The organism is Acinetobacter sp. AOR01_HL (assembly GCF_027855455.1).
Lineage (GTDB): Bacteria > Pseudomonadota > Gammaproteobacteria > Pseudomonadales > Moraxellaceae > Acinetobacter > Acinetobacter baumannii.
Window position 1 is genome coordinate 21,498 of record NZ_JAKTIM010000051.1, and the last position, 21,207, is coordinate 42,704.

General features: G+C 41.6%; 23 protein-coding genes. 10 read left to right on the forward strand and 13 right to left on the reverse strand.

Features of this window, described 5'->3' with window-relative positions:
- Nucleotides 1–93: 93 nt before the first annotated feature.
- Nucleotides 94–717, reverse strand: a complete 624-nt coding sequence (locus MKL62_RS15505) for a TetR/AcrR family transcriptional regulator (protein WP_033523151.1) — start codon at nt 715–717, stop codon at nt 94–96.
- A gap of 149 nt (nt 718–866) precedes the next feature.
- On the opposite strand from MKL62_RS15505, the gene MKL62_RS15510 reads away from it, so the two are divergent.
- The 4 genes from MKL62_RS15510 to dnaJ all read left to right on the forward strand — a co-directional run bounded on the left by MKL62_RS15510 (nt 867) and on the right by dnaJ (nt 6,829).
- The gene (locus tag MKL62_RS15510) at nt 867–1,967 is read left to right on the forward strand and encodes an efflux RND transporter periplasmic adaptor subunit (protein WP_001050646.1); all 1,101 of its coding nucleotides are present in this window, start codon (nt 867–869) and stop codon (nt 1,965–1,967) included.
- Nucleotides 1,968–1,969: 2 nt separating this feature from the next.
- The gene (locus MKL62_RS15515; RefSeq protein ID WP_005127806.1) at nt 1,970–5,095 is read left to right on the forward strand and encodes an efflux RND transporter permease subunit; all 3,126 of its coding nucleotides are present in this window, start codon (nt 1,970–1,972) and stop codon (nt 5,093–5,095) included.
- A 139-nt stretch (nt 5,096–5,234) separates the two neighbouring features.
- Nucleotides 5,235–5,612 (forward strand): hypothetical protein, encoded by a 378-nt coding sequence (locus MKL62_RS15520; RefSeq protein ID WP_005127807.1) that lies wholly within the window; start codon nt 5,235–5,237, stop codon nt 5,610–5,612.
- A gap of 104 nt (nt 5,613–5,716) precedes the next feature.
- A complete protein-coding gene (gene dnaJ, locus MKL62_RS15525; protein WP_001119029.1) occupies nt 5,717–6,829 on the forward strand; it encodes a molecular chaperone DnaJ in 1,113 nt (370 codons plus the stop codon).
- A gap of 114 nt (nt 6,830–6,943) precedes the next feature.
- Here dnaJ and MKL62_RS15530 read toward each other — a convergent pair whose 3' ends face one another.
- Nucleotides 6,944–7,291, reverse strand: coding sequence for a hypothetical protein (locus MKL62_RS15530; protein WP_000555693.1), 348 nt, complete (start codon nt 7,289–7,291; stop codon nt 6,944–6,946).
- A 184-nt stretch (nt 7,292–7,475) separates the two neighbouring features.
- Between MKL62_RS15530 and dapB the strand changes: the two genes are divergently transcribed.
- Both dapB and MKL62_RS15540 read left to right on the forward strand, forming a co-directional pair.
- Nucleotides 7,476–8,297, forward strand: a complete 822-nt coding sequence (dapB, locus tag MKL62_RS15535) for a 4-hydroxy-tetrahydrodipicolinate reductase (protein WP_005127808.1) — start codon at nt 7,476–7,478, stop codon at nt 8,295–8,297.
- A gap of 51 nt (nt 8,298–8,348) precedes the next feature.
- On the forward strand, nt 8,349–9,002 hold the full coding sequence (locus tag MKL62_RS15540; RefSeq protein WP_001036017.1) for an START domain-containing protein: 654 nt from the start codon (nt 8,349–8,351) through the stop codon (nt 9,000–9,002).
- A gap of 40 nt (nt 9,003–9,042) precedes the next feature.
- Here MKL62_RS15540 and MKL62_RS15545 read toward each other — a convergent pair whose 3' ends face one another.
- Both MKL62_RS15545 and dkgB read right to left on the reverse strand, forming a co-directional pair.
- Entirely contained in the window at nt 9,043–10,233 is a 1,191-nt protein-coding gene (locus tag MKL62_RS15545; RefSeq protein WP_001097146.1) for an MFS transporter, read from the reverse strand.
- Between the two features lie 4 nt (nt 10,234–10,237).
- A complete protein-coding gene (gene dkgB / locus MKL62_RS15550) occupies nt 10,238–11,041 on the reverse strand; it encodes a 2,5-didehydrogluconate reductase DkgB (protein ID WP_001025227.1) in 804 nt (267 codons plus the stop codon).
- A 120-nt stretch (nt 11,042–11,161) separates the two neighbouring features.
- Between dkgB and MKL62_RS15555 the strand changes: the two genes are divergently transcribed.
- Nucleotides 11,162–12,064, forward strand: a complete 903-nt coding sequence (locus MKL62_RS15555; RefSeq protein ID WP_000843067.1) for a LysR family transcriptional regulator — start codon at nt 11,162–11,164, stop codon at nt 12,062–12,064.
- Here the strand turns inward: MKL62_RS15555 and MKL62_RS15560 are convergent.
- Nucleotides 12,048–12,422 (reverse strand): hypothetical protein, encoded by a 375-nt coding sequence (locus MKL62_RS15560; protein ID WP_005127809.1) that lies wholly within the window; start codon nt 12,420–12,422, stop codon nt 12,048–12,050. The two genes, MKL62_RS15555 and MKL62_RS15560, sit on opposite strands and share 17 nt — an antisense overlap.
- Nucleotides 12,423–12,512: 90 nt before the next feature.
- Here MKL62_RS15560 and MKL62_RS15570 point away from each other — a divergent pair, with 90 nt between their 5' ends.
- Nucleotides 12,513–13,937 carry an aminotransferase-like domain-containing protein gene (locus MKL62_RS15570; protein WP_005127810.1) on the forward strand — a complete coding sequence of 475 codons (1,425 nt, stop codon included), beginning with the start codon at nt 12,513–12,515 and terminating at the stop codon, nt 13,935–13,937.
- Between the two features lie 2 nt (nt 13,938–13,939).
- Here MKL62_RS15570 and ahr read toward each other — a convergent pair whose 3' ends face one another.
- The 8 genes from ahr to MKL62_RS15610 all read right to left on the reverse strand — a co-directional run bounded on the left by ahr (nt 13,940) and on the right by MKL62_RS15610 (nt 19,227).
- Nucleotides 13,940–14,968, reverse strand: coding sequence for an NADPH-dependent aldehyde reductase Ahr (gene ahr / locus MKL62_RS15575; RefSeq protein WP_000069843.1), 1,029 nt, complete (start codon nt 14,966–14,968; stop codon nt 13,940–13,942).
- 38 nt (nt 14,969–15,006) lie between these two features.
- Entirely contained in the window at nt 15,007–15,567 is a 561-nt protein-coding gene (locus tag MKL62_RS15580; RefSeq protein ID WP_000857017.1) for a DNA-3-methyladenine glycosylase I, read from the reverse strand.
- A 30-nt stretch (nt 15,568–15,597) separates the two neighbouring features.
- Nucleotides 15,598–15,843, reverse strand: coding sequence for a hypothetical protein (locus MKL62_RS15585; protein ID WP_001287365.1), 246 nt, complete (start codon nt 15,841–15,843; stop codon nt 15,598–15,600).
- A 9-nt stretch (nt 15,844–15,852) separates the two neighbouring features.
- Nucleotides 15,853–16,389, reverse strand: coding sequence for a M23 family metallopeptidase (locus MKL62_RS15590; protein ID WP_001252461.1), 537 nt, complete (start codon nt 16,387–16,389; stop codon nt 15,853–15,855).
- 47 nt (nt 16,390–16,436) lie between these two features.
- Nucleotides 16,437–17,471, reverse strand: coding sequence for an A/G-specific adenine glycosylase (gene mutY, locus MKL62_RS15595; RefSeq protein ID WP_005127811.1), 1,035 nt, complete (start codon nt 17,469–17,471; stop codon nt 16,437–16,439).
- Nucleotides 17,472–17,611: 140 nt separating this feature from the next.
- On the reverse strand, nt 17,612–17,974 hold the full coding sequence (locus tag MKL62_RS15600; protein WP_000130110.1) for an HIT family protein: 363 nt from the start codon (nt 17,972–17,974) through the stop codon (nt 17,612–17,614).
- 185 nt (nt 17,975–18,159) lie between these two features.
- On the reverse strand, nt 18,160–18,897 hold the full coding sequence (locus MKL62_RS15605) for a dienelactone hydrolase family protein (protein WP_005127812.1): 738 nt from the start codon (nt 18,895–18,897) through the stop codon (nt 18,160–18,162).
- A gap of 171 nt (nt 18,898–19,068) precedes the next feature.
- The gene (locus MKL62_RS15610; RefSeq protein ID WP_000490267.1) at nt 19,069–19,227 is read right to left on the reverse strand and encodes a DUF1328 domain-containing protein; all 159 of its coding nucleotides are present in this window, start codon (nt 19,225–19,227) and stop codon (nt 19,069–19,071) included.
- A gap of 194 nt (nt 19,228–19,421) precedes the next feature.
- Here MKL62_RS15610 and MKL62_RS15615 point away from each other — a divergent pair, with 194 nt between their 5' ends.
- Together MKL62_RS15615 and MKL62_RS15620 are read left to right on the forward strand one after the other, a co-directional pair.
- Nucleotides 19,422–19,880, forward strand: a complete 459-nt coding sequence (locus MKL62_RS15615; RefSeq protein ID WP_005127813.1) for a YcgN family cysteine cluster protein — start codon at nt 19,422–19,424, stop codon at nt 19,878–19,880.
- Between the two features lie 109 nt (nt 19,881–19,989).
- Entirely contained in the window at nt 19,990–21,162 is a 1,173-nt protein-coding gene (locus MKL62_RS15620) for a PQQ-dependent sugar dehydrogenase (RefSeq protein WP_005127814.1), read from the forward strand.
- Nucleotides 21,163–21,207: the final 45 nt, after the last annotated feature.

Genomic DNA, 21,207 nt, shown 5'->3' on the forward strand with positions numbered 1-21,207 from the left:
TGAATTTTTGCTTAAAAAATAACATTTAAATCGCTTATAACGCTTTAAAAGTCGGCATGCACCCGTTGCAAATTTTGGCAATCGGACTTTGGTTTAATGCCGATATCTGAGTAGAAATAAATCAATAGCATCCCGAATAAACCGATCTATCTCTTGAGCATTCGGTACAGGAATAATTCTAAGTAGAACCTTGTGATGGCGTACACCAAGCAATAAGGTCAAAAGCAGCTCTGTTTGATATAGCGGATCATCGGCCTGAATAAAACCTAATTGAGCAGCTTTTTGAAAAAACTCAACTAACTGATTTTGCAGACGGGTATGGGATGCGTCAAAAAACTGTAGGGCGAGTGGACTTTGCTCTGCTGCAAGTTCAAATAATACATGCTCGAGTTTAAGTGCTTCGGGGGAATAAATAATCTGCAAGGCACGTGAACACACCATATAAAGTGTTTGATAAAAGTCTGCCGATGCATCTAATTCAAATAGTTTAGTGCCTAGAGTCTCTTCACAAGTTTCTGTAATGGCACAGATAAACAGGTTTGCTTTGTCTTGAAAGTGATTATAAACCGTGAGTTTAGTAACGCCCGCTTCCTGTGCAATCAGGTTCATGCTGGTACCGTGATAACCGGACTTTAAAAAAATAGCTTTAGCGGCCTGTAAGATACGAGCACGCTTTTCCAGATCTTTGGGGCGACCACTTTGATTAACTGTTTGCACGAAACCCTCTAATAAAACTATATAAAAATAAATACTTATAAGTTTTTCTTTAATTAATGTACCAATGGGTATATTAATTAAAAAACAAACAAACTATGATGCAAATATATTGTGCCTTAAAAAACCAGTTTGAATAAGAGCGATAAGATATGAATCTGTTAAAACCTCTCATCATGAGTATGATGATTGTTTGCATGGTCACATTAACGGGGTGTAGTAAAGAGGCTCCCAAAACAGAAGAAATACCCTATGTGATGGTGACCCAGCCTTCAACCACACTTCACGAACAAAAAAGCTATGCTGGAGATGTACAGGCTCGACAACAAACTGCCTTGGCATTTCGGGTGGGTGGACAAGTTACGGCTCGCTATGTCGATGTAGGCGACCGAGTTAGAGTTGGGCAAGTATTAGCAAAACTCGATGTGGCAGATGCACAGCTACAATTAAATGCTGCTAAAGCTCAGCTAGACAATGCACAGGCAGCAGCAAAAACAGCCTCAGATGAGCTTAAACGTTTTCAACAATTATTACCCATAAATGCCGTGAGCCGTTCGCAATACGATACGGTAAAAAATCAATATGATGCGGCTCAGGCAGCATTACAACAAGCTCGTTCTAATTATGAAGTTTCTGCCAACCAGACTGGTTATAACCAACTTGTTTCTAATAAAAACGGGGTGATTACAGCACGTAATATTGAAATTGGACAGGTGGTTGCAGCAGGGCAAGCGGCTTATCAACTGGCAATAGATGGTGAACGTGAAGTGGTCATCGGCGTACCGGAACAAGCAGTTAGCGAGATTAAAGTTGGCCAAGCGGCATGGATAACTTTGTGGTCTAAACCGAACGAACGATTTGCTGGATATGTACGCGAAGTTTCTCCAGCTGCTGACCAGTCCCGTACATTCACAGTTAAGGTGGCACTCAAAGAAGGTCAGTCTGCTATTCAGCTTGGGCAAAGTGCACGTGTATTTTTTAGTTCGACTCAAACTAATGTCATGAGTGTGCCACTTTCGAGTGTATCTGCAACAGATAACCAACCTTATGTATGGGTGGTGAATGCGAATCAGACCTTACGTAAAGTGCCTGTAACGATTGGTGCTTATGGCAGAGATAGTGTTCCGGTATTATCGGGTTTAACACCAAATGATTGGGTCGTGATTGGTGGTGTGCACTTGCTGCGCGATAAACAGAAGATTCACCCGATTGATCGTGAAAATCGTGCAGTGAAAATTCAGGGAGCCAAATAACCATGAAATTTAATCTCTCTGAATGGGCACTGAACAATAAAGGTATTGTCCTTTATTTCATGCTCTTGCTCGGCATTATTGGTGCAATTTCTTATTCAAAACTCTCACAAAGTGAAGATCCGCCATTTACCTTTAAAGTCATGGTCGTACAAACCTACTGGCCAGGCGCGACAGCCAAAGAAGTTTCTACTTTAGTTACGGACCGTATCGAAAAGGAACTGATGACCACAGGTCAGTATGACAAGATTATGGCGTATTCCCGTCCAGGCGAGTCGATGGTGACTTTTGTTGCTAAAGATTCTCTCACTTCTGCGCAGATTCCTGATGTTTGGTACAACGTTCGGAAGAAGGTCAATGACATTCGCCATGAACTCCCAAGTGGTGTGCAAGGTCCATTTTTTAATGATGAATTTGGCGATACTTTCGGTAATATTTATGTACTGACAGGCAAAGACTTTGACTATGCGCTTTTGAAAGAATATGCCGATCGTTTGCAATTACAACTACAGAGAGTCAAAGATGTAGGCAAAGTTGAGCTAATTGGGCTGCAAGATCAGAAAATCTGGATTGAAATTTCAAACACTAAAGCCGTTCAGCTCGGGATTCCTGTTTCTGCCATACAAGAAGCCCTACAAAAGCAAAATAGCATGGCAAGTGCAGGCTTTTTTGAAACTGGAACGGATCGTATTCAAATTCGAGTAAGTGGCCAATTACAAAGCGTAGAGGACATTAAAAAAATGCCTTTACTGGTAGGCGATAAAACTATTCAGCTTGGTGACGTTGCTGATGTCTACCGTGGTTTTAGCCAACCTGCTCAGCCGCGTATGCGTTTTATGGGTGACAATGGTATTGGTATTGCCGTATCTATGCGTAAAGGCGGCGATATTATTGCCTTAGGTAAAAATCTGGAAACTGAATTTGCCCAACTGCAAAAAACATTACCTCTAGGCATGAAATTGCAGAAAGTTTCTGACCAACCTGTAGCGGTACAACGCAGTATCCATGAGTTTGTCAAAGTACTTGCTGAAGCAGTCATTATTGTCTTGTTAGTGAGCTTTTTCTCATTAGGTTTCCGGACGGGTTTAGTTGTCGCTTTTTCCATTCCTTTGGTTTTAGCAATGACTTTTGCTGGCATGAATTTATTTGATGTCGGGCTGCACAAGATTTCGCTTGGTGCCCTAATTCTAGCTTTGGGCCTGCTTGTAGACGATGCCATTATTGCGGTCGAGATGATGGCCATTAAGATGGAGCAAGGGTATAGCCGAATTAAGGCCGCCGGATTTGCATGGAAAACAACAGCATTTCCGATGTTGACGGGGACATTAATTACCGCCGCAGGCTTTTTACCTATTGCTACGGCTCAGTCCAGTACAGGTGAATACACACGCTCTATCTTTCAGGTCGTGACGATTGCTTTATTGGTGTCTTGGGTTGCCGCAGTTTTATTTGTACCTTATTTGGGTGAAAAACTACTACCTGATTTTACCAAGACAGGTCATCAAGCACCTTGGTATGTCCGTTTATGGGCAAGAATAACTAAAAAACCGCAACCGCAAACTGTGGCCATTTCACAGGACCATCATTACGATCCTTATCAATCAAGTTTCTATTTACGTTTTCGGAAAATGGTCGAGTTTTGTGTGACCTACCGTAAAACCGTGATTGCAACAACGGTGGGGATTTTTATGCTGTCTGTACTCATGTTTAAGATGGTGCCACAGCAGTTTTTCCCGCCTTCAAACCGCGCTGAAATTTTAGTCGATTTAAAACTCGAAGAAGGCGCATCGTTAACCGCTACAGAGCAAGCGGTGAAAAAGGTTGAACAATTCCTGTCTAAACAAAAAGGGATTGATAATTATGTAGCCTATGTCGGTACAGGTTCACCACGTTTTTATTTACCTCTAGACCAGCAATTACCGCAAGCCAGCTTTGCGCAGTTTGTTGTTTTGGCATCATCGCTTGATGATCGTGATGAAATTCGCCGTTCTTTAGAAACCCAAATTAAGCAGTTGCTCCCACAAGTCCGTACTCGCGTGTCATTACTCGAAAATGGCCCACCTGTTGGTTATCCATTGCAGTATCGTGTGTCAGGTGAAGATTTAAATCTGGTACGTAAAGAAGCACAGCAGGTTGCTAGGGTAATTAGTGAAAACCCGAATACCACCAATGTGCATTTGGATTGGGGCGAGCCAAGCAAGATTATTTCAATTCAAATTGATCAAGACCGTGCTCAACAAATGGGTGTGTCCAGCCTCGATTTAGCCAACTTCTTGAACGCCTCAATTACAGGTAGTGCGATTGAACAGTATCGTGAAAAGCGTGAGCTGATTGAAATCCGATTACGTGGTGATAAAGCTGAGCGTGTTGAAGTAGCTTCACTGGCGAGCCTTGCAGTACCAACTGCGAATGGAACAACTGTACCTTTAGCCCAGATTGCGAAAATTGAATACAAATTTGAAGATGGTCTGATTTGGCACCGTAATCGGTTACCGACAATTACTGTTCGTGCAGATATTCGTACCAATTTACAGCCAGCTACTGTTGTTGGTGAGTTAGCTGAATCAATGGACAAGTTACGCGCTGAGCTGCCAAGTGGCTACCTCATTGAAGTGGGGGGAACAGTGGAAGAGTCGGCACGCGGACAAAGTTCGGTCAATGCCGGTATGCCACTCTTTTTGGCAGTGGTCATGACATTACTCATGATTCAGCTGAAGAGTTTGTCTCGGGCAACAATTGTATTTTTGACTGCACCATTAGGCTTAATTGGCGTTGTTTTATTCTTACTTTTGTTTAATAAACCATTTGGTTTTGTTGCCATGCTAGGAACCATTGCCTTATCCGGCATGATTATGCGTAACTCACTCATTCTGATTGATCAGATTGAACAAGACAGACAGGCAGGGCATCCAACGTGGGAAGCAATTATTGATGCAACAGTACGCCGTTTCCGTCCGATTATTCTCACGGCATTGGCAGCAGTACTCGCCATGATCCCTCTTTCGCGGAGTATTTTCTTCGGTCCAATGGCTGTTGCGATTATGGGCGGACTCATTGTTGCTACCTTGCTGACATTATTTTTCTTACCTGCATTGTATGCAGCGTGGTTTAAGGTGAAAAAAACAGCATAAAATACATAAATTTTTTGTGAATAAAGGTGCGAAATATTGAAAAGTCCAATATAGTAGCACCTGTCTTTACACAAAAAATACAGGATTATTTCGCTGCATAAAAAATAGGCATAATGCAGTGAATTGAGGTGAAATACAGATGGGGCAAGACCATATCGAAGAGCATCGCCGTTATATTGTAATTTCTTATGCGTTCATGTTTCTTGCATTGTTTACGGTTATTTTTGCGGCCTTTGCTTATCTGGTCGCTCGTAAAGTAGCTGTTGTGGATGATGCGGAAGTTTGGATTCATGCTCATGCGCTATGGATTATGCGCAATGGTATTTTATTCCTCCTCATGTCAGTTTTTGCTGTGGTCTGGTTTATTCCTCTCTTCTTTTTTGCATGGGATAGCAACCTTTGGGTAACGGCTTCAACAGTTGCTGGTGTAGTTTTTAGTGCTATTGCTTGGTTATTTTTATTAAATGCATGGTTAAAAGGCTTGTCTAAATATTTAAAAAATAAGGCAGTTTTTTAATATATCTGTTTTTTGAAAGTTTTCCCCTTGTAAATTCGGCTAAAGCCCCCCATTTAGTCGGCAATAGAGTATTGATAAAATTTCCGTGAGGAGCACCGCCAAACATGGCTAAACGTGATTATTATGAGGTTTTAGGCGTTTCAAAAACCGCAAGTGATGATGAGATCAAAAAAGCCTATCGTAAATTGGCGATGAAATATCATCCTGACAGAAACCCTGACAATGCCGAGGCTGAAGAAAAATTTAAAGAAGCTTCTGAAGCTTATGAGATTTTATCGGACAGCGAAAAACGCAGCATGTATGACCGTATGGGACATAATGCGTTTGAAGGCGGCTTTGGTGGCGCTGGTGGTGGCTTTGGCGGTTTCAGTGCAGAAGATATTTTTAGCCAGTTCGGTGATATCTTTGGTGGAGCGTTTGGTGGCGGCGGACGTCAGCAACGCCAACGTCGCGGTTCAGATTTACGCTATGTAATGGAACTTACCCTTGAGGAAGCTGTAAAAGGGGTTAAAAAAACAATTACCTTTACTGCTCCAGCACCATGTGATGTGTGTGATGGTAAAGGCTCTAAAAATCCAAAAGATGTAGAAACTTGTAAAACTTGTCACGGTTCAGGACAAGTGCGTATGCAGCAAGGTTTCTTCTCTGTACAACAAACTTGTGGCACATGTCGTGGCCAAGGCAAAATTATTAAAAACCCATGCCATGCATGTCATGGTTCAGGTGTAGCAGATCGTCAGCAAACATTAGAAGTGACGATTCCAGCGGGTGTGGATAATGGTGACCGCGTTCGTTTAAGTGGTAAAGGCGAGGCTATTCGTGATGGTCAAGCTGGTGACTTATACGTTGAAGTGGTTGTTCGTGAACACGAAATTTTCCAACGTGATGGTGCCGATTTATATATGGACGTACCAGTAAGCATTGCTGATGCTGCACTTGGTAAAGAAATTGAAATCCCGACTTTGGAAGGCCGAGTTAGCTTGAAGATTCCTGAGGGAACTCAAACAGGTAAATTATTCCGGTTACGTGGTAAAGGTGTGCGCCCTGTACGTAGCAGTATGGTGGGTGATTTACTTTGCCGTATCGTGGTAGAAACACCAGTTAACCTAACCTCTCGTCAACGTGAATTACTTAAAGAATTACAAGCATCTTTCGATGGTGAAGACAGTGCTTCTTCACCAAAGAAAAAATCTTTCTTTGATCGCTTATTCGATTAATGATTGATTAGATCAGAAATTAAAAAGAAGGCGGATATTGATAAAATATCCGCCTTTTTATTGCGCTGATTCATCTTATTATTTTTATTCTGCTTAAAAGAAAATGACTCGTAATTATTCTGTAGGATGAGCGACATCAATATCATCAACACTTACGTTGAGTTGACTTGATGCAACTGGAGCCACTACAGCTTCGACAGTAGCTTGAGGAGCTGGTTGTATAGCTGCTTTTACTGTTTCTTCAGTTTTTTCTTCAATGATTGGATCAATATCTTCAACTTTAACCTCAGCAGTAGCATCGCTTGTTTGAGCTGTAGGTGTTGCTGCAGTATTTACGTTTGTTGTAATACGTGCTTTAGATAAGCTCTCTAATGTTTCTCCGGGCTGGATTGCAGGTTCTGCAAATGCCACTGAACTTATTATCCCCATAATGGCGGTTAGGCCAATAATTTTCGAATGCATGCTGAACTCCTTATAGTCATCTTTTTTTCATTCGTGGCTCAGTAGTGTGCAGATCAATTCTTTAACTTTTGTGAAAACAGATTAAATTCCGGTTCCCTTTAAAAAATATTTTTTACTTTTTATCGTGAGCAAAGAGTTTTGATATAGTAAGCCAATTACGTAAAACAGAAGATTGGGAAGGATTATGTCAGCAGCTCCACGCATTGGTATTTTGGGTGCAGGCGGCCGTATGGGTCGTATACTTATTCAGGCAGTTCAACAAGCAGGTTATCAATTGGGAGCCGCTGTTGTACGCCCAGAAAGTACTTTAATCGGTGCTGATGCTGGTGAACTTGCAGGAATTGGTTCAGTGGGTGTGAAGGTTTCAGGAAGCTTGGCTGATGTACTTAAAGATTGCGATGTAATCATTGATTTTACTGCACCAGCTGCAACCGCCCAGCATTTAAAGTTATGTCGTGAAGCTGGCGTGGCTATGGTGATTGGCACCACAGGGATGTCTGATGAGCAAAAGGCTGAATTGGATGAAGCAGCAACGCATACACCTGTTGTATATGCTGCGAACTACTCTGTTGGCGTAAATGTATCAATCAAGTTACTTGAGCTTGCAGCAAAAGTATTTGGCGATACAGTAGATATTGAAGTAATTGAAGCTCACCACCGTCATAAAGTAGATGCACCATCAGGTACTGCATTAATGATGGGTGAAGCAATTGCGGATACTTTAGGCCGTAACTTAAAAGAAGTTGCTGTTTATGGTCGTGAAGGGTATACCGGTCCACGTGATCGTCAAACCATTGGTTTCGAAACCATCCGTGGTGGCGATATTGTAGGGGAACATACGGTCATGTTTATTGGTGAGGGTGAGCGTGTTGAAGTGACTCACAAAGCCACTAACCGTATGAACTTTGCTGCCGGTGCAGTACGAGCTGCTGCATGGGTTGTGGGCCGTGAAGCGCGTAAATATGACATGAAAGATGTTTTAGGGTTGAACGACGTACAGGTGTAAACCATCTGTACACTTCCCATATGTGGCGAGAAAAACAAGATAGAGCAGAACATGAATAAAAAACAAATTGCTTTGACCACTCTTCTTTGCTTAAGCAGCCTCTATACAGGGGCTGCCTCTACAGACAAGGCTAAACTCAGCCTAGACCGTAATCATATTAAAGTGTGGACCTATCAAAAAGCAGATAACCCAGTCTTTCAATATAAAGCGGAAACAACGTTTGATGTACCTCTTGAACGCGCTGTGGCGGTGATTTTAGATGTAGATCGTGCGGCTCAATGGGTGCCTTATATGGGCAAGGTCCAAATGCTTTCTCAGGATGAAAAGAAAGGCGAATTTACTTTATATATGGTGTTAGATTTTCCTTTTCCGCTAAAAGATCGCGATGTAGTGGTTAAAGGAAAAATGAGTAAAGCAGCCAATGGCCTAATTACTATTAAAAATACGGCAGTTAATAGTAACTATCCTATACAACCCGATGTCGTGCGCCTAACACGCTATGAAGGGGACTGGACATTTCAGAAACTTGCCAATAATAAAGTCAAAGTCACCACTAGTGGCTATGCTGATCCAGCGGGTGCAATTCCGTTGAGCTTCGTCAATATGTTTGTTCAACAGCAACCTTATCAGATGCTGCTTAAAATGAAACGGGAAGTAATGAACCCGATTTATGAGCAACCTAAGTTGCCGGAAATTTTAAAATAAATAAGCTAAAAAAAGCGCCTGATCTCAGGCGCTTTTTTTATTAGTCTGAACACTGTTGTAAGGTTTGAGCGGGGCTGCTTTCTCGTTTGATTTGGAATAAAACCAATAACAAACCTAATCCCGCCAGTAAGGCACCCGCAAAAGATACTGCACTATAACCCCAACCTAAATCGAGTACTAACGCGCCTGCAGCGGCACCTACTGCATTACCTAGGTTAAACGCACCGATATTTACTGAAGAGGCAAGCCCTGGAGCTTCATGAGCGACTGACATGACACGCATTTGTAATGGCGGTACTAAAGCAAAGGTTGCTGCACCCCATATCACCAACGCAATGGCTGCTCCAATCTGGCTTTGAGCAAGAATTGGGAAAGTCACCATCATCACGATCAACAGTACCAAGAAACCAATCAGAGTTTTGTTGATGGACAAGTCTGCAAAACGGCCGCCTAAATGGTTACCAATCGAGAAACCGACACCAATCAGCACCAACATGAACGTAATGAAGGTCGGTGAAGCATGCGTAAACTCAGTCAAACTTGGCGCAATATAGGTGTAGAGCGTAAACATTGCACCTGCACCGAGTACGGTAGTGAGTAATGCAAGGACCACAGGGGTACGCGTTAATACTTTTAACTCGGCCTTCACGTTTGGTTTTTGGGCAACCATACCTTGCGGTAATGCTTTCCACAAAGCGAGCATAGTAATGATGCCGAGCACGGAAATCGCAAGGAAAGACATACGCCAGCCAATGTTTTGCCCAACCCATGTTGCTAAAGGCACACCACCAATATTGGCAATGGTTAAGCCCATAAACATGGTTGCCACTGCACTAGCCTGTTTATGCGCTGGGACAATACTCGCTGCCACAACAGAACCAATCCCGAAGAAGGCACCGTGGTTCAGGCTTGTAATGAGACGTGCACCTAATAAGCTCATATAATTTGGCGAAAACGCTGCAATCAGGTTACCGACCGTAAAGATCGCCATCAAAAAAATAAGCGCATTACGTCGTGCAAAACCACCAAACCACAGGGTCATAAACGGTGCACCTAGCATTACGCCAAGTGCATAGCCTGTAATTAACATACCGGCTGTTGGAATTGAAATCCCTAAATCATTAGCGATGTTCGGAAGTAACCCCATTGGGGAAAATTCCGTGGTGCCAATGGCAAAGGCACCAATTGCCAATGCCAATAACGAGAACGCCGTATTTGATTGAGTGTTCATGAGTTTAGTCCCAAACTGGTGCCCATGGCTCTGGGCTAACTTCACGACTGTTACGATCAAGTTCGGCAATCATTTGCATTTCAGCCGCAGTTAACTCGATATCCTGTGCTTTTAAATTACTAATCAGGTTTTCACGTTTAGTCGAAGATGGAATGACTGCAAAACCACGCTGCAATGCCCATGCTAATGCAATTTGCGCTGTCGTTGCTTTATGAGCTGCTGCAATCTCCGCTAAAACAGGGTCTTGAAGCACTTTGCCGTATGCAAGCGTCATGTATGAAGTGACATCAATATTCTTCTCTTGTAAGAAATTCACAAGTTTATGGTTTTGAAGATAAGGACTCAGCTCAATCTGGTTCGTTGCAATATGCTCTACACCAATTGTGTCAATTGCTTGTTGGGTAAGTGCAATATTGAAGTTTGAAATACCAATTTGTTTGGTTAAGCCTTGTTGTTTTGCTTCAAGTAAAAGCTGCATGATTTCAGGAATTGAAACGCCTAAATCCGGTGCTGGCCAGTGAATCAAAGTTAAATCGACATGGTCAGTACGAAGCTTTTGTAAGCTCTCTTTTAAGCTTGGAATAAACTTCTCTTGAGCAAAATTATCTACCCAGATTTTTGTAGTTAAAAACAAGTCCTGACGTGATACGCCACTTTCAGCAATCGCTTGACCAATTGCTGCTTCATTTTCATAGATTTGAGCAGTATCAATTGCACGATAACCGACATCTAACGCATTTTTAACAGAATCAATCACAGCTTGTTCTTTAAGGCGGAAAGTTCCTAGACCAAAACGTGGGATATTCATGTATTCACCTGAAATTAAATAATTGTTTAACTTGAGGTGCATTTTGCTTTTTTTATTGTTGCGAAAAAATAGATGAATAAGCAAAATATCTTTGATGTTTAGTCAATAATAGAATAAACCATGAAATCAACAATTGAAGAACTTATTGCCTTTATCACAATTGTTGATACAGGTTCATTTGTGGCAGCAGCAGAACATTTAAAGCAAACACCTTCGGGGGTGAGCCGCTCTTTAACCCGTTTGGAAGCAAAGTTAGATGTGACTTTGCTAGAGCGAACAACGCGTAAATTGAAACTGACTCAAGAAGGGCAACAATTTCTTATAAAAGCCCGTAAAATTTTAAATGAGCTGAATGCGGCCGAAGAAGAACTTCAAAAGTCTGATCAAGGTACTGCCGGTCTTATTCGGGTTGATTCTGCCACACCGTTTGTTTTGCACGTGATTGCACCATTAATGCATAAATTCCGTGAGTGTTACCCCGATATTGAAATCGAATTAAATAGCAATGATCAGGTGATTGACTTACTTCAGCATAAAACCGATGTCGCATTTCGATTTGGGGAACTTAATGACTCTAGTCTGCACGCCAAATTGGTATGTAAGAGCCGTTTATATATTGTGGCAAGTCCTGACTATCTAGCTCTTAAGGGAACGCCAACACAACCTGAAGAACTTGAACAGCATGATTTGATTGGCTTTACTAGACCTACTTATATCAATAGTTGGCCAATTAAAGTTGGCGATGAATATTTTTTTGCCCAATCAAAAATTAAAGCATCGAGTGGGGAGACCGTACGCCAACTGACGATTAGAGGACATGGCATTGCGCGACTATCTGAATTTGAAATTTGGAAAGATATGGAAGAAGGGCGATTGATTGCATTATTTGAAGACAAAATTGAGCATCAATATCAAAGCATCCATGCTGTGTATTATCAACAAGAGCATCTACCAAAACGAATCCGTTTATTCATTGAATTTTTGGCAGAACAATTAAAAGATGGTTTTAAAAACGCTCTCTAAAGGTCGTATAACTATCGGTTGGAATATGAACTTCTAAAATAGGTGTCGTTTGTCCTTCTGCCGAATGTTGAGACAGAAAATAGCTTTTTTGCTGTTCTTGGCAGCTAAAATATAATTTGGAATAGACTGAATTCACCATAACAACTTCATTTGAGCTATTACGTTTATATTGATAATGAGAAATCGCACTGGTCTCGTCATCAGTGCGTTGCTCCATTTTGTAGTCTTGCTGGTTGGTCATTTTTAAATAACCTTCAATCAAACTTTGGCAAACCGTGTGTCTGTGCTGTTCATTTTTTGGGTGTGGTTGGCAACCTGCTAAAACAATAGTAAATAACAATATAACTTTTAATTTCATTGGTTTGCTACTCTCTGAGTTGATTTCCATAGCCTAAAGGTGTTCTATAAACCAGTACAGATACAGAAATTTTTAAAAAAGCAGCACAGAATGACTTTTCAATATCAGGTTCTTGCCAATCAATTAGCACATCGTATTTATCAAGATGAACTTAAACCTCATCAAAAGCTCATTTCCTTACGAGATTTTGCCCGTCAACAAGGTATTAGTTTAAGTACAGCAAAAAGTTGCTATGAATTACTTGAGGCGAGGGGACTCATTTATGTAAAGCCGAAGTCAGGTTATTTTGTGGTTGCTCGTACCCCATCCAGCCCTATTCCGGATAGTCCAGATTTTTTATCTTTGCCTCGACATGTCTCAAATCTGGAGTTGCATAACCAAATTCAGGAAGCTGCCTTACAAAGTCATCTTGTACCTTTGGGATCGATTCAGTTAACGCCGCACTTTATTCCTGTAGAAGGTTTACGTCGTTCTATTCAACGTGCTTTAAAAAATTGTCAGCCTCAAGATTTTCTTTATTGTAATAAACAAGGCCATGAACAATTAAGAAAAGCACTATCCGATCATTGGCGTGAAGATGGTATTTATATCGCTCCAGAAGATATTTTTATTACCAATGGCTGTATGCCGGCTTTGTCTTTAGTGATTCAGAAGCTTACTGAAGTGGGCGATAGTATTCTTATTCCTACACCCACCTACAATGGTCATTTACAGTTATTAGCAAGTTTAAAACGACAGATTGTTGAGATTCCGGCAGATTATCGCGGAATTGATCTTGAGCGCTTAGAATCTTTAATGCAGCAAGGTTTGGCGAAGGTTTGCTTAATGACAGCCAACTACCAAAATCCTTTGGGATATTGCTTTAGCAACACAGAGAAGCAGAAGATTGCTGAATTATCTGCAAAGTATCAGTGTTTTATTATTGAAGACGATATTTTTGGTGAGTGTGGCTACAGTAGTGAGCGGCCATTACCCATTCGATATTGGGACCGTGAAGGTTATGTGATTTGGTGTGGTTCAGTGTCTAAGTCTTTGTCGAGTGCGTATCGAGTAGGATGGTTTTGTTTAACGACAAAGCTAGTACATCTAAAACTTGAACTGCTAGTAAGTAATATTGGCGTGAATACACCCTTACAGTTAGGTCTAGCTGATTTTATTTATAGTCGTGGTTATCGAGAGCATTTAGAGCAGCTACGACCAAATTTAATGCGGCAAGTTGAAGAATACCGTAGCTGTATTTTAAGAGCCTTTGAAGGTATACCAATTGCATTGAGCCAGCCCGAAGGCGGATATGCATTATGGATACAGTTACCTAAGAGTGTAGATAGTTTAGCGCTCTATTACACTGCACAAGCTCAGGGAATTACAGTGGTACCGGGCCATGTTTTTGGTGAGGATGAACGCTATCGACATTTTATTCGTTTAAACGCAGGCCATGAGTTAACAGCCGATGTCCGCCAAGCAATTATGAGCTTGGCAGACTGGTCTCGACAACAGATGCAAACAGTGAGTTAGTTTTATTCTGCGAAGTCTGCTTTAAGCACAATGCGGTAGCGTGCTTGACCTGAGTGTAGACGTTCAATTGCTTCATTGAGCTGTGACATTGGAAATAGCTCAATTTGAGGCGCAATTTTTTTGCGTGCGGCAAACTTTAAAAGTTGGCGTAGAGCGGCAGGTGAACCTGTAGGTGAACCAGTTACTGATTTGGCACCATCAATGAGAGAACCTACAGAAACAGGAACAGGTTCTAGTGTAAGTCCTAAGAAGTGCAAAGAACCGTTTGGTGCTAGCGTAGAAATGAAAGCACGCCAATTTAAAGACACATTTACGGTACTCAGCAATAAATCAAATTTACCCTTTTGAGCTTTTACCGCTTCTGTATCGCGGCTATTCACCACATGGTCGGCTCCCATAGCTTTGAGTTCTTCGGTTTTATCTGGGTTAGAACTAAAAGCCGTAATTTCACAGCCCCACGCTTTAAGGAGCTTAATGGCGATATGACCCAAACCACCAATACCAATCACACCCACGTGATGTGTTGCCTGAATTTTGTGTTTGAGTAATGGGTCAAAAACGGTAATTCCGCCGCAAAGTAAAGGGCCTGCACTTTCGGGGTCTAAATCTTCGGGAAGGGGAATGGCCCATTGCCAACCAGCACGAACCTTATCGGCAAAGCCACCCGCATGTCCCACGATTGTTGCGACATTTTCGCCCGTACAAAGAACTTGCTGACCACCAATACACTCATCACAGGCTTGGCAACTCTCAGCGGTCCAGCCAATACCGACACGTTGCCCAATTTGTAGTCCTTTGGCTTCTGAGCCTAAAGCAACAATTCGTCCAATAATTTCATGGCCTGCAACTACAGGGTACACGGTTGAGCGCCATTCATTATTTAAAACAGAAATATCAGAATGACACAAACCACAGTATTCAACTTTTACCTCAACCTGATGCGGTTGTAATTCACCTGCATCAAATTGGTATGGGACCAGTTTTTCACCTGCCTGCATTGCAGCATAAGCCTGAATCGTATTATTGCTCATCGGAAACTCCTTAAGCGGATTTGAACCGTTCTGGTGGGTTATGAAGCTTTAAATTGACAATCATTTTCATGGTCATTGACCATACCCACTGCCTGCATAAACGCATAGCAGGTGGTTGGACCAACAAATTTGAAACCATTTTTTTTAAGCGTTTTGGAAAGTTTTAGGCTGAGCTCAGTTTGAGCAGGGGCGTTGCGATAATCTACAACATCATTGTGTTGAGGAGTGGCATCTACAAACTGCCAAAGCCATTTAGAAACATCACCAACTTGGGCTTTAAGGGCTTGCCAAGCAATTGCATTATCACGAATGGCTTTGAGTTTGCCTAAGTGACGAATTAAGCCTGCATCGGATAGTTTTGTTTCTAAAAAGTCATCCGTAAATGCGGCAATGTCAGCAATAGGGTGATTAAAAAAGTGCTGGCGGTAGCTTTCTCTTTTTTTCAGTACGGTAATCCAAGATAGACCTGCTTGTTGTCCTTCAAGACAGAGCATTTCAAATAATCGGGCTTCGTCGTGTTCTGGTTTGCCCCATTCTTCATCATGGTAAGCAATATAGAGTGGATCATCGGAACACCATCCGCAGCGTTGAGTTTTCATGATGATGCTCCTTATATTTATCTTGGTATTTTAGAGTTTGAATGGTACCCATTCATTTGGGCGAGTATCCCAATAATACAGTTCAGCTTGAGTTAAGTCTTCAAACTTTAGCCAAAAGTCTTTGCCAACTTTATCTGAAAAACCGGTACTGATCAGTAGGGCATCATCACTGATTTCCATGATCCAGCCTTGATAGCTATTGCCATTTAAAATGATCTTTTGCTGGTTGCCAGACTCGGCAAACTCTACTAAGCGATTGATCAGCGCTTCCGACATAAAATGTTCCTAGCGTAAATATGAATAAGGATTAACAGCACCACGACCTTTACCATCTAAGTAAAGACCATAATGAAGATGAGGTGAAGTATAACGTGCATTGCCCGTGTTGCCGACATAGCCAATTAAATCACCTTTTTTGACATAGTCACCTACGTTTAAGCCACGTTTATGTCCATCAAGATGAGCATAATAATGCCATGTTCCTGCCGGGCCTAAAATCCAGATGACTTTGCCACCGAGGTTATTATTACGAAGATCGGCAATGAGCCCTTCAGTTGCACTGTACACTTTGGTTCCACGTGGAGCCAAAATATCAATTCCTTCGTGGCTACGGCCCTGACTCCGAGCAGCTCCCCATGTGTCTTTTAACTCATCTCGATCGACACCTTTTACCGGAACAGGAAGCCGACTTGGAAGCTGCATACTCTTGAGTTTGCTAACTTGAGCTGGTGAAAGCGGGGCAGGTTTTTTAGGTGCACTGGCACAGGCTGCCAATAGAATAATGAGAAAACCAAGTGAGAGATGGGAAACAAAACGTCGCACAAAATACTCCCTGTCACAGCCATATCAAAATTATTTTGCTCACTATGTCATGAACGGCTTGTCGAGATCAATTTTTTCATAGCAGTTGGGACACCTTTAGCAATAGCTTGTTCTGGGCTTAACCATTGGCCTTCAAGTTCAATCGCCAGATGTTCTTTTTGATCAGGTTCCACGTGGAACACATGAGTATTAAGTAACCATGTAAAGTGAGTGAAGCTATGACTGATCTGAAAGGTTTGTAGTTGAGGCTGTAGTTTAAATTGCTGGCTTATGCTCAGTCGTTCATGTTCATTTTCTAAAATAGGTAAACAGAATAAACCACCCCATAGGCCATGAGCTGGGCGTTGTTGCCAGAACCATTCATCTTCGCACTGAATAATAAGAACATCTGCTGTTTTAACAGGTGGTGTTTTTTTCGGTTTTTTAAAAGGTAATTCTTGTTCTAAACCTTGCTGGTAAGCCAGACAATGAGCTTGCATTGGACAATATAAACACAGCGGTTTTTTAGGCGTACAAATGGTTGCACCCAAGTCCATAATCGCTTGCGTGTAGTCATGATTACGATGTGTCGGGCAAAGCTCTTCAGCCAGTTTCCACATTTCACGTTCGTGCTGTGGTTTGCTTAAATCATCTTCAATAGCAAAAAAACGGGCTAATACACGTTTTACGTTGCCATCCATAATCACGCCGTACTGACGTAAACCCAAAGACATGAGTGCACCTGCGGTCGAGCGACCAATGCCCGGTAGTGCAATCCATTCTTCTAGGGTTTCAGGAAATTTGCCTTGCTGTGCTACAAGGCCGGCAGCTTTATGCAAATTGCGGGCACGAGCGTAATAGCCAAGACCTGCCCAATAAGGGGCGACTTCATCCCAAGTTGCATAGCCTAAAGCTTCTACAGTTGGGAAGCGCTCCATAAAGCGGTCAAAATATTGTAGAACCGTTTTCACCTGAGTTTGCTGTAACATAATTTCAGAAACCCAGACTTTGTATGGATCATCTGCGACTTGCCAAGGCAAATCATGCCGACCATGTTGATCGAACCAGTTTAAGAGGGCATCAGAAAAAGAAAATTCAGGCATGAACAGCTATAGAAGAAAAGTAAGGGCTAAATTATAGCTGAAATTTGGGTGAAATTTTGTTTAAAGAAACCGAAGAAAATGGACACATGAAAACAGGGACTACATCAAAAATGTAGTCCCTGTTCTATGAGTAAAAAGGATTAATCCTTTTGTACACCCCAACGTTGATCAAGTTTCAACGGTTGGTTTTTGTAGTATGGAATGACATGAATGTGGAAATGGTCAGAAGTCTGTCCAAACACTTCACCATCATTAAAGCCAATATGGAAACCGTCTGGCTGATGGCGAAGCTGGGTTTCATGACGGGCAATTTCAAGAAGTGTCAGTAAGCCTTGGTGCTCTTTAGACGTAATATCAAAAAACGAGCTGACATGGCGTAGTGGAGTCACTACACAGTGACCTTTAGACAACGGATTTGGGTCTGGTAAAATTACAGCAAATTCATTCTTATCAATGATGTCATATTCATCAAAATCGCAATACGGACATTTCTTGTCAGTCATTGTTGTATCCTCTCATGTTATTCCATTAAACCCCGAGTGCGGGAAATAAGACTAGGCTTTGCTCTAGCTCAACGGGAGTATATTTATTGAAGTATGGTTTAAAAAATACAGTAAAAATATTGCAAAGTCATAAACATTTAAGGGAGCAAATGCGAAAAATGCCATTTGCTCCAAATTTGCTTCTTTTATTTTAAAGTACGTTCTAATAAAGCGTACATTTTAGCAAGGCCTTGTTTCTCCGCTTCGCTGTTGTAGCCAAGGTCTACACCATTCGCTTTAGCTCTTTCATCTGCAAGCGGGTTACTAAAGCCATGTTTAGCATCTTTTAAAACCACTACCTCATGTTTAACCTCAGCAGCTTGCATCTCTTTTTCAAAATTAGCAACATCTTCTAAGGTGACCATGCTGTCTAGTTCACCATGTAGAACCAATACCTCACCTTGAATGTTGCCTTTTTGAGCAGGAGCCTTAGGAGCTAATGTACCATGGAATGTCGCAGTTGCTTTGAGGGGAGCACCTGAGCGAGCTAGATCGAGTACCACTTTGCCACCATAACAAAAACCTACCGCTGCAAGTTTTTCACTATTTACTTCCGGTTGAGCAGCCAAAGTCTGAAGACCTGCGTTGGCACGATCAGTCACAGTGTCTAGATTTTCAAATGTCTGCATCATCCATTCATAAGCTTGAGCTGCAGTCGTTGTTACTTTTTTATCGCCATACATGTCAATTGCAAGTGCAGCATAACCGTGTTCAGCAAGTTCACGCGCACGTTGTTCAGTGTATTCGTTACGACCCCACCACTCAGGACCAATAATGACACCTGGTACAGGTGTTTCACTTTCTGGAGCCGCAAAGTAACCAATTAAATGGCTACCATCTGGTGCAGTATATTGAATTTCACGGGTTTTAATTACTGTACTCATGACATTAATCCTGAAATTAAATTCGATTTAAATACGCTTGATTAAAGCATAAAAAATAAAAGCCATATAAATAACTATGTAAAAAACTACATCAAAAGAAAAGCATAGAAATATTTATGCAATAAAAAAAGAAGGAACGAGTTCCTTCTTTTTGATATGGTCATGATTAAATTAAGTTCGGCCTCGCGAAATAAAACCAATAACAGCGAGAATTACAGCTATCACTAATAAAATCACGGCAAAGTCTTTAGATAACCCTGCAACACCACCAAACCCTAATAGACTGGCAATGAGTGCAATCACTGCAAAAATTATTGCCCAACGGAACATATGCTGTCCTCCTTATTTTTCATTGTCTTTTTACTATATAGCGTGTTTTTTGCACGAAATGTGTCGTTTATGTGGTTGAAATGTATATTAAACAATCATTTTGTGATGCCAAAAATACGGCTTCTTTTCTTAAGACCAGCGTACTTCAATGCTATAATCTGATTTTGCTTGATCTATATAGCCGTTAAAATCTTATGTCTACCGAGACCTCACTTCGTCCATTGTTTTGGAAAAATTATACGCTAGAGCAACTGACTCAGGCTGAGTGGGAGGCACTGTGTGATGGATGCGGATTGTGCTGTTTGGTCAAGCTAGAAGATGAAGATACACATGAAGTTGCGTACACCAAAGTGGCGTGCAAGTTACTTGATTGCAATACTGGACGTTGTTCTGACTACCCAAACCGTCAGCAGCAAGTACCCGACTGTTTACAACTAACACCGGAAACTTTAAAAACCATACACTGGTTGCCATCGAGTTGTGCCTATAAACGTTTGAATGAAGGCAAAAATTTACCTTCTTGGCACTATTTAAATACGGGTTCCAGACAAAGCGTAGTGAAAGCGAAAAAGTCGGTAGCAGGGCGTTGTATTCCTGAAACTGATGTATATGAAGATGATATCGAAGATTATGTGGTGCGTTGGGTGCGTTAATACGCTCCCGATGAGCATTTTTAATTACAGCGTATAATAAAGTAACATTTTTATCGTAAATTTTTTAATCATCTCCGTTATATAAAAATAAAAGCAAAAGGAGATAAAAATGATGAGACGATTAGCAGCCCCCTTATTATGTAGTAGTTTCTTCTTGTTAATGGCCTGTGGCTCTAATAATACTAATTCAAAAAATCCTGAACAAAATACAATTGCAAAAACAGAGCAGACCAGTGCTGCCAAACAAACTTATCAGGTCGAGGCAGTCGCACATTTTAATGAGCCTTGGGCGATCACCAGTTTGCCTGATCAGCGGTTATTGGTGACTGAACGGCAAGGTAAGCTAAAAATTTTTAATCCACAAAATAAACAAGTGCTAGATGTTCAGGGTGTTCCAGCGGTGAACTATGGCGGACAGGGCGGTTTAGGGGATGTTGCTCTACACCCAGACTTTGCCAAAAATCACTGGATATATCTTAGTTATGCAGCCAAAGGGCAAGGTGGGTCTGGTGCAGTGATTTCACGTGCAAAATTAGATTTATCTAATCCTAATCAGCCAAAACTCACCGATGTAAAGCAGATTTGGCAACAAGTACCTAAAGTCTCAGGACAAGGCCATTATGGGCATCGCATGCTTTTTGGTGCAGATGGTAAGCTTTGGGTCAGTTCAGGTGAGCGCCAAAAGTTTGACCCTGCCCAAAATGTGAAAAGCAACTTGGGCAAAATCTTGCGTTTAAATGACGACGGTTTAGCAGCCTTAGGTAACCCTTTTTATGAGCAAGGCGGTGTCACTGCTGAAATATGGTCACTTGGACATCGTAACCCATTAGGAATGGCCTTTGACCGTAAAGGACAGCTATGGGTGGTTGAGATGGGGCCTAAAGGTGGTGATGAGCTTAATATTATTACCAAAGGCGAAAACTATGGTTATCCGATTGTTTCAAATGGAGATCATTATTCAGGTCAGCCTATTCCAGATCATCACACGCGCCCAGAGTTTAAAGCGCCAGAAATTGACTGGACCCCTGTAATCTCACCGTCGAGCTTAATTATTTATCGCGGACAACAATTTCCCGCATGGCAAAATAAAGCTTTAATTGGCGGGTTATCTTCAGAAGCAATTGTAGTTGTAGATTTAGAGCATAAGCCCGTAAAAGAAGTACAAAGATTAGAGATGAAGCAACGTATTCGTGGGTTACATGAAGCACAAGACGGTTCAATTTGGGTAATTGAAGATGGCCCCAATGCTCGTTTACTCAAGCTGAGTAAGAAACCCTCTTAATGCTAGGAAATACCCTGTAAATAAAGGATGTGTCTCATAGATTCA

Excerpts from the sequence above, each read along its gene's own strand:
- MKL62_RS15585 (WP_001287365.1), bottom strand. The coding sequence starts at position 15,843 with ATGTCGGAAGCGCTGATCAATCGCTTAGTAGAGTTTGCCGAGTCTGGC.
- ahr (WP_000069843.1), bottom strand. The coding sequence starts at position 14,968 with ATGAGCAATAATACGATTCAGGCTTATGCTGCAATGCAGGCAGGTGAA.
- MKL62_RS15620 (WP_005127814.1), top strand. The coding sequence starts at position 19,990 with ATGATGAGACGATTAGCAGCCCCCTTATTATGTAGTAGTTTCTTCTTG.
- MKL62_RS15545 (WP_001097146.1), bottom strand. The coding sequence starts at position 10,233 with ATGAACACTCAATCAAATACGGCGTTCTCGTTATTGGCATTGGCAATT.
- MKL62_RS15510 (WP_001050646.1), top strand. The coding sequence starts at position 867 with ATGAATCTGTTAAAACCTCTCATCATGAGTATGATGATTGTTTGCATG.
- MKL62_RS15515 (WP_005127806.1), top strand. The coding sequence starts at position 1,970 with ATGAAATTTAATCTCTCTGAATGGGCACTGAACAATAAAGGTATTGTC.
- MKL62_RS15560 (WP_005127809.1), bottom strand. The coding sequence starts at position 12,422 with ATGAAATTAAAAGTTATATTGTTATTTACTATTGTTTTAGCAGGTTGC.
- MKL62_RS15605 (WP_005127812.1), bottom strand. The coding sequence starts at position 18,897 with ATGAGTACAGTAATTAAAACCCGTGAAATTCAATATACTGCACCAGAT.
- MKL62_RS15615 (WP_005127813.1), top strand. The coding sequence starts at position 19,422 with ATGTCTACCGAGACCTCACTTCGTCCATTGTTTTGGAAAAATTATACG.
- MKL62_RS15570 (WP_005127810.1), top strand. The coding sequence starts at position 12,513 with ATGACTTTTCAATATCAGGTTCTTGCCAATCAATTAGCACATCGTATT.
- MKL62_RS15540 (WP_001036017.1), top strand. The coding sequence starts at position 8,349 with ATGAATAAAAAACAAATTGCTTTGACCACTCTTCTTTGCTTAAGCAGC.
- dnaJ (WP_001119029.1), top strand. The coding sequence starts at position 5,717 with ATGGCTAAACGTGATTATTATGAGGTTTTAGGCGTTTCAAAAACCGCA.
- MKL62_RS15610 (WP_000490267.1), bottom strand. The coding sequence starts at position 19,227 with ATGTTCCGTTGGGCAATAATTTTTGCAGTGATTGCACTCATTGCCAGT.
- MKL62_RS15555 (WP_000843067.1), top strand. The coding sequence starts at position 11,162 with ATGAAATCAACAATTGAAGAACTTATTGCCTTTATCACAATTGTTGAT.
- MKL62_RS15580 (WP_000857017.1), bottom strand. The coding sequence starts at position 15,567 with ATGAAAACTCAACGCTGCGGATGGTGTTCCGATGATCCACTCTATATT.
- dkgB (WP_001025227.1), bottom strand. The coding sequence starts at position 11,041 with ATGAATATCCCACGTTTTGGTCTAGGAACTTTCCGCCTTAAAGAACAA.
- MKL62_RS15530 (WP_000555693.1), bottom strand. The coding sequence starts at position 7,291 with ATGCATTCGAAAATTATTGGCCTAACCGCCATTATGGGGATAATAAGT.
- mutY (WP_005127811.1), bottom strand. The coding sequence starts at position 17,471 with ATGCCTGAATTTTCTTTTTCTGATGCCCTCTTAAACTGGTTCGATCAA.
- MKL62_RS15520 (WP_005127807.1), top strand. The coding sequence starts at position 5,235 with ATGGGGCAAGACCATATCGAAGAGCATCGCCGTTATATTGTAATTTCT.
- dapB (WP_005127808.1), top strand. The coding sequence starts at position 7,476 with ATGTCAGCAGCTCCACGCATTGGTATTTTGGGTGCAGGCGGCCGTATG.
- MKL62_RS15600 (WP_000130110.1), bottom strand. The coding sequence starts at position 17,974 with ATGACTGACAAGAAATGTCCGTATTGCGATTTTGATGAATATGACATC.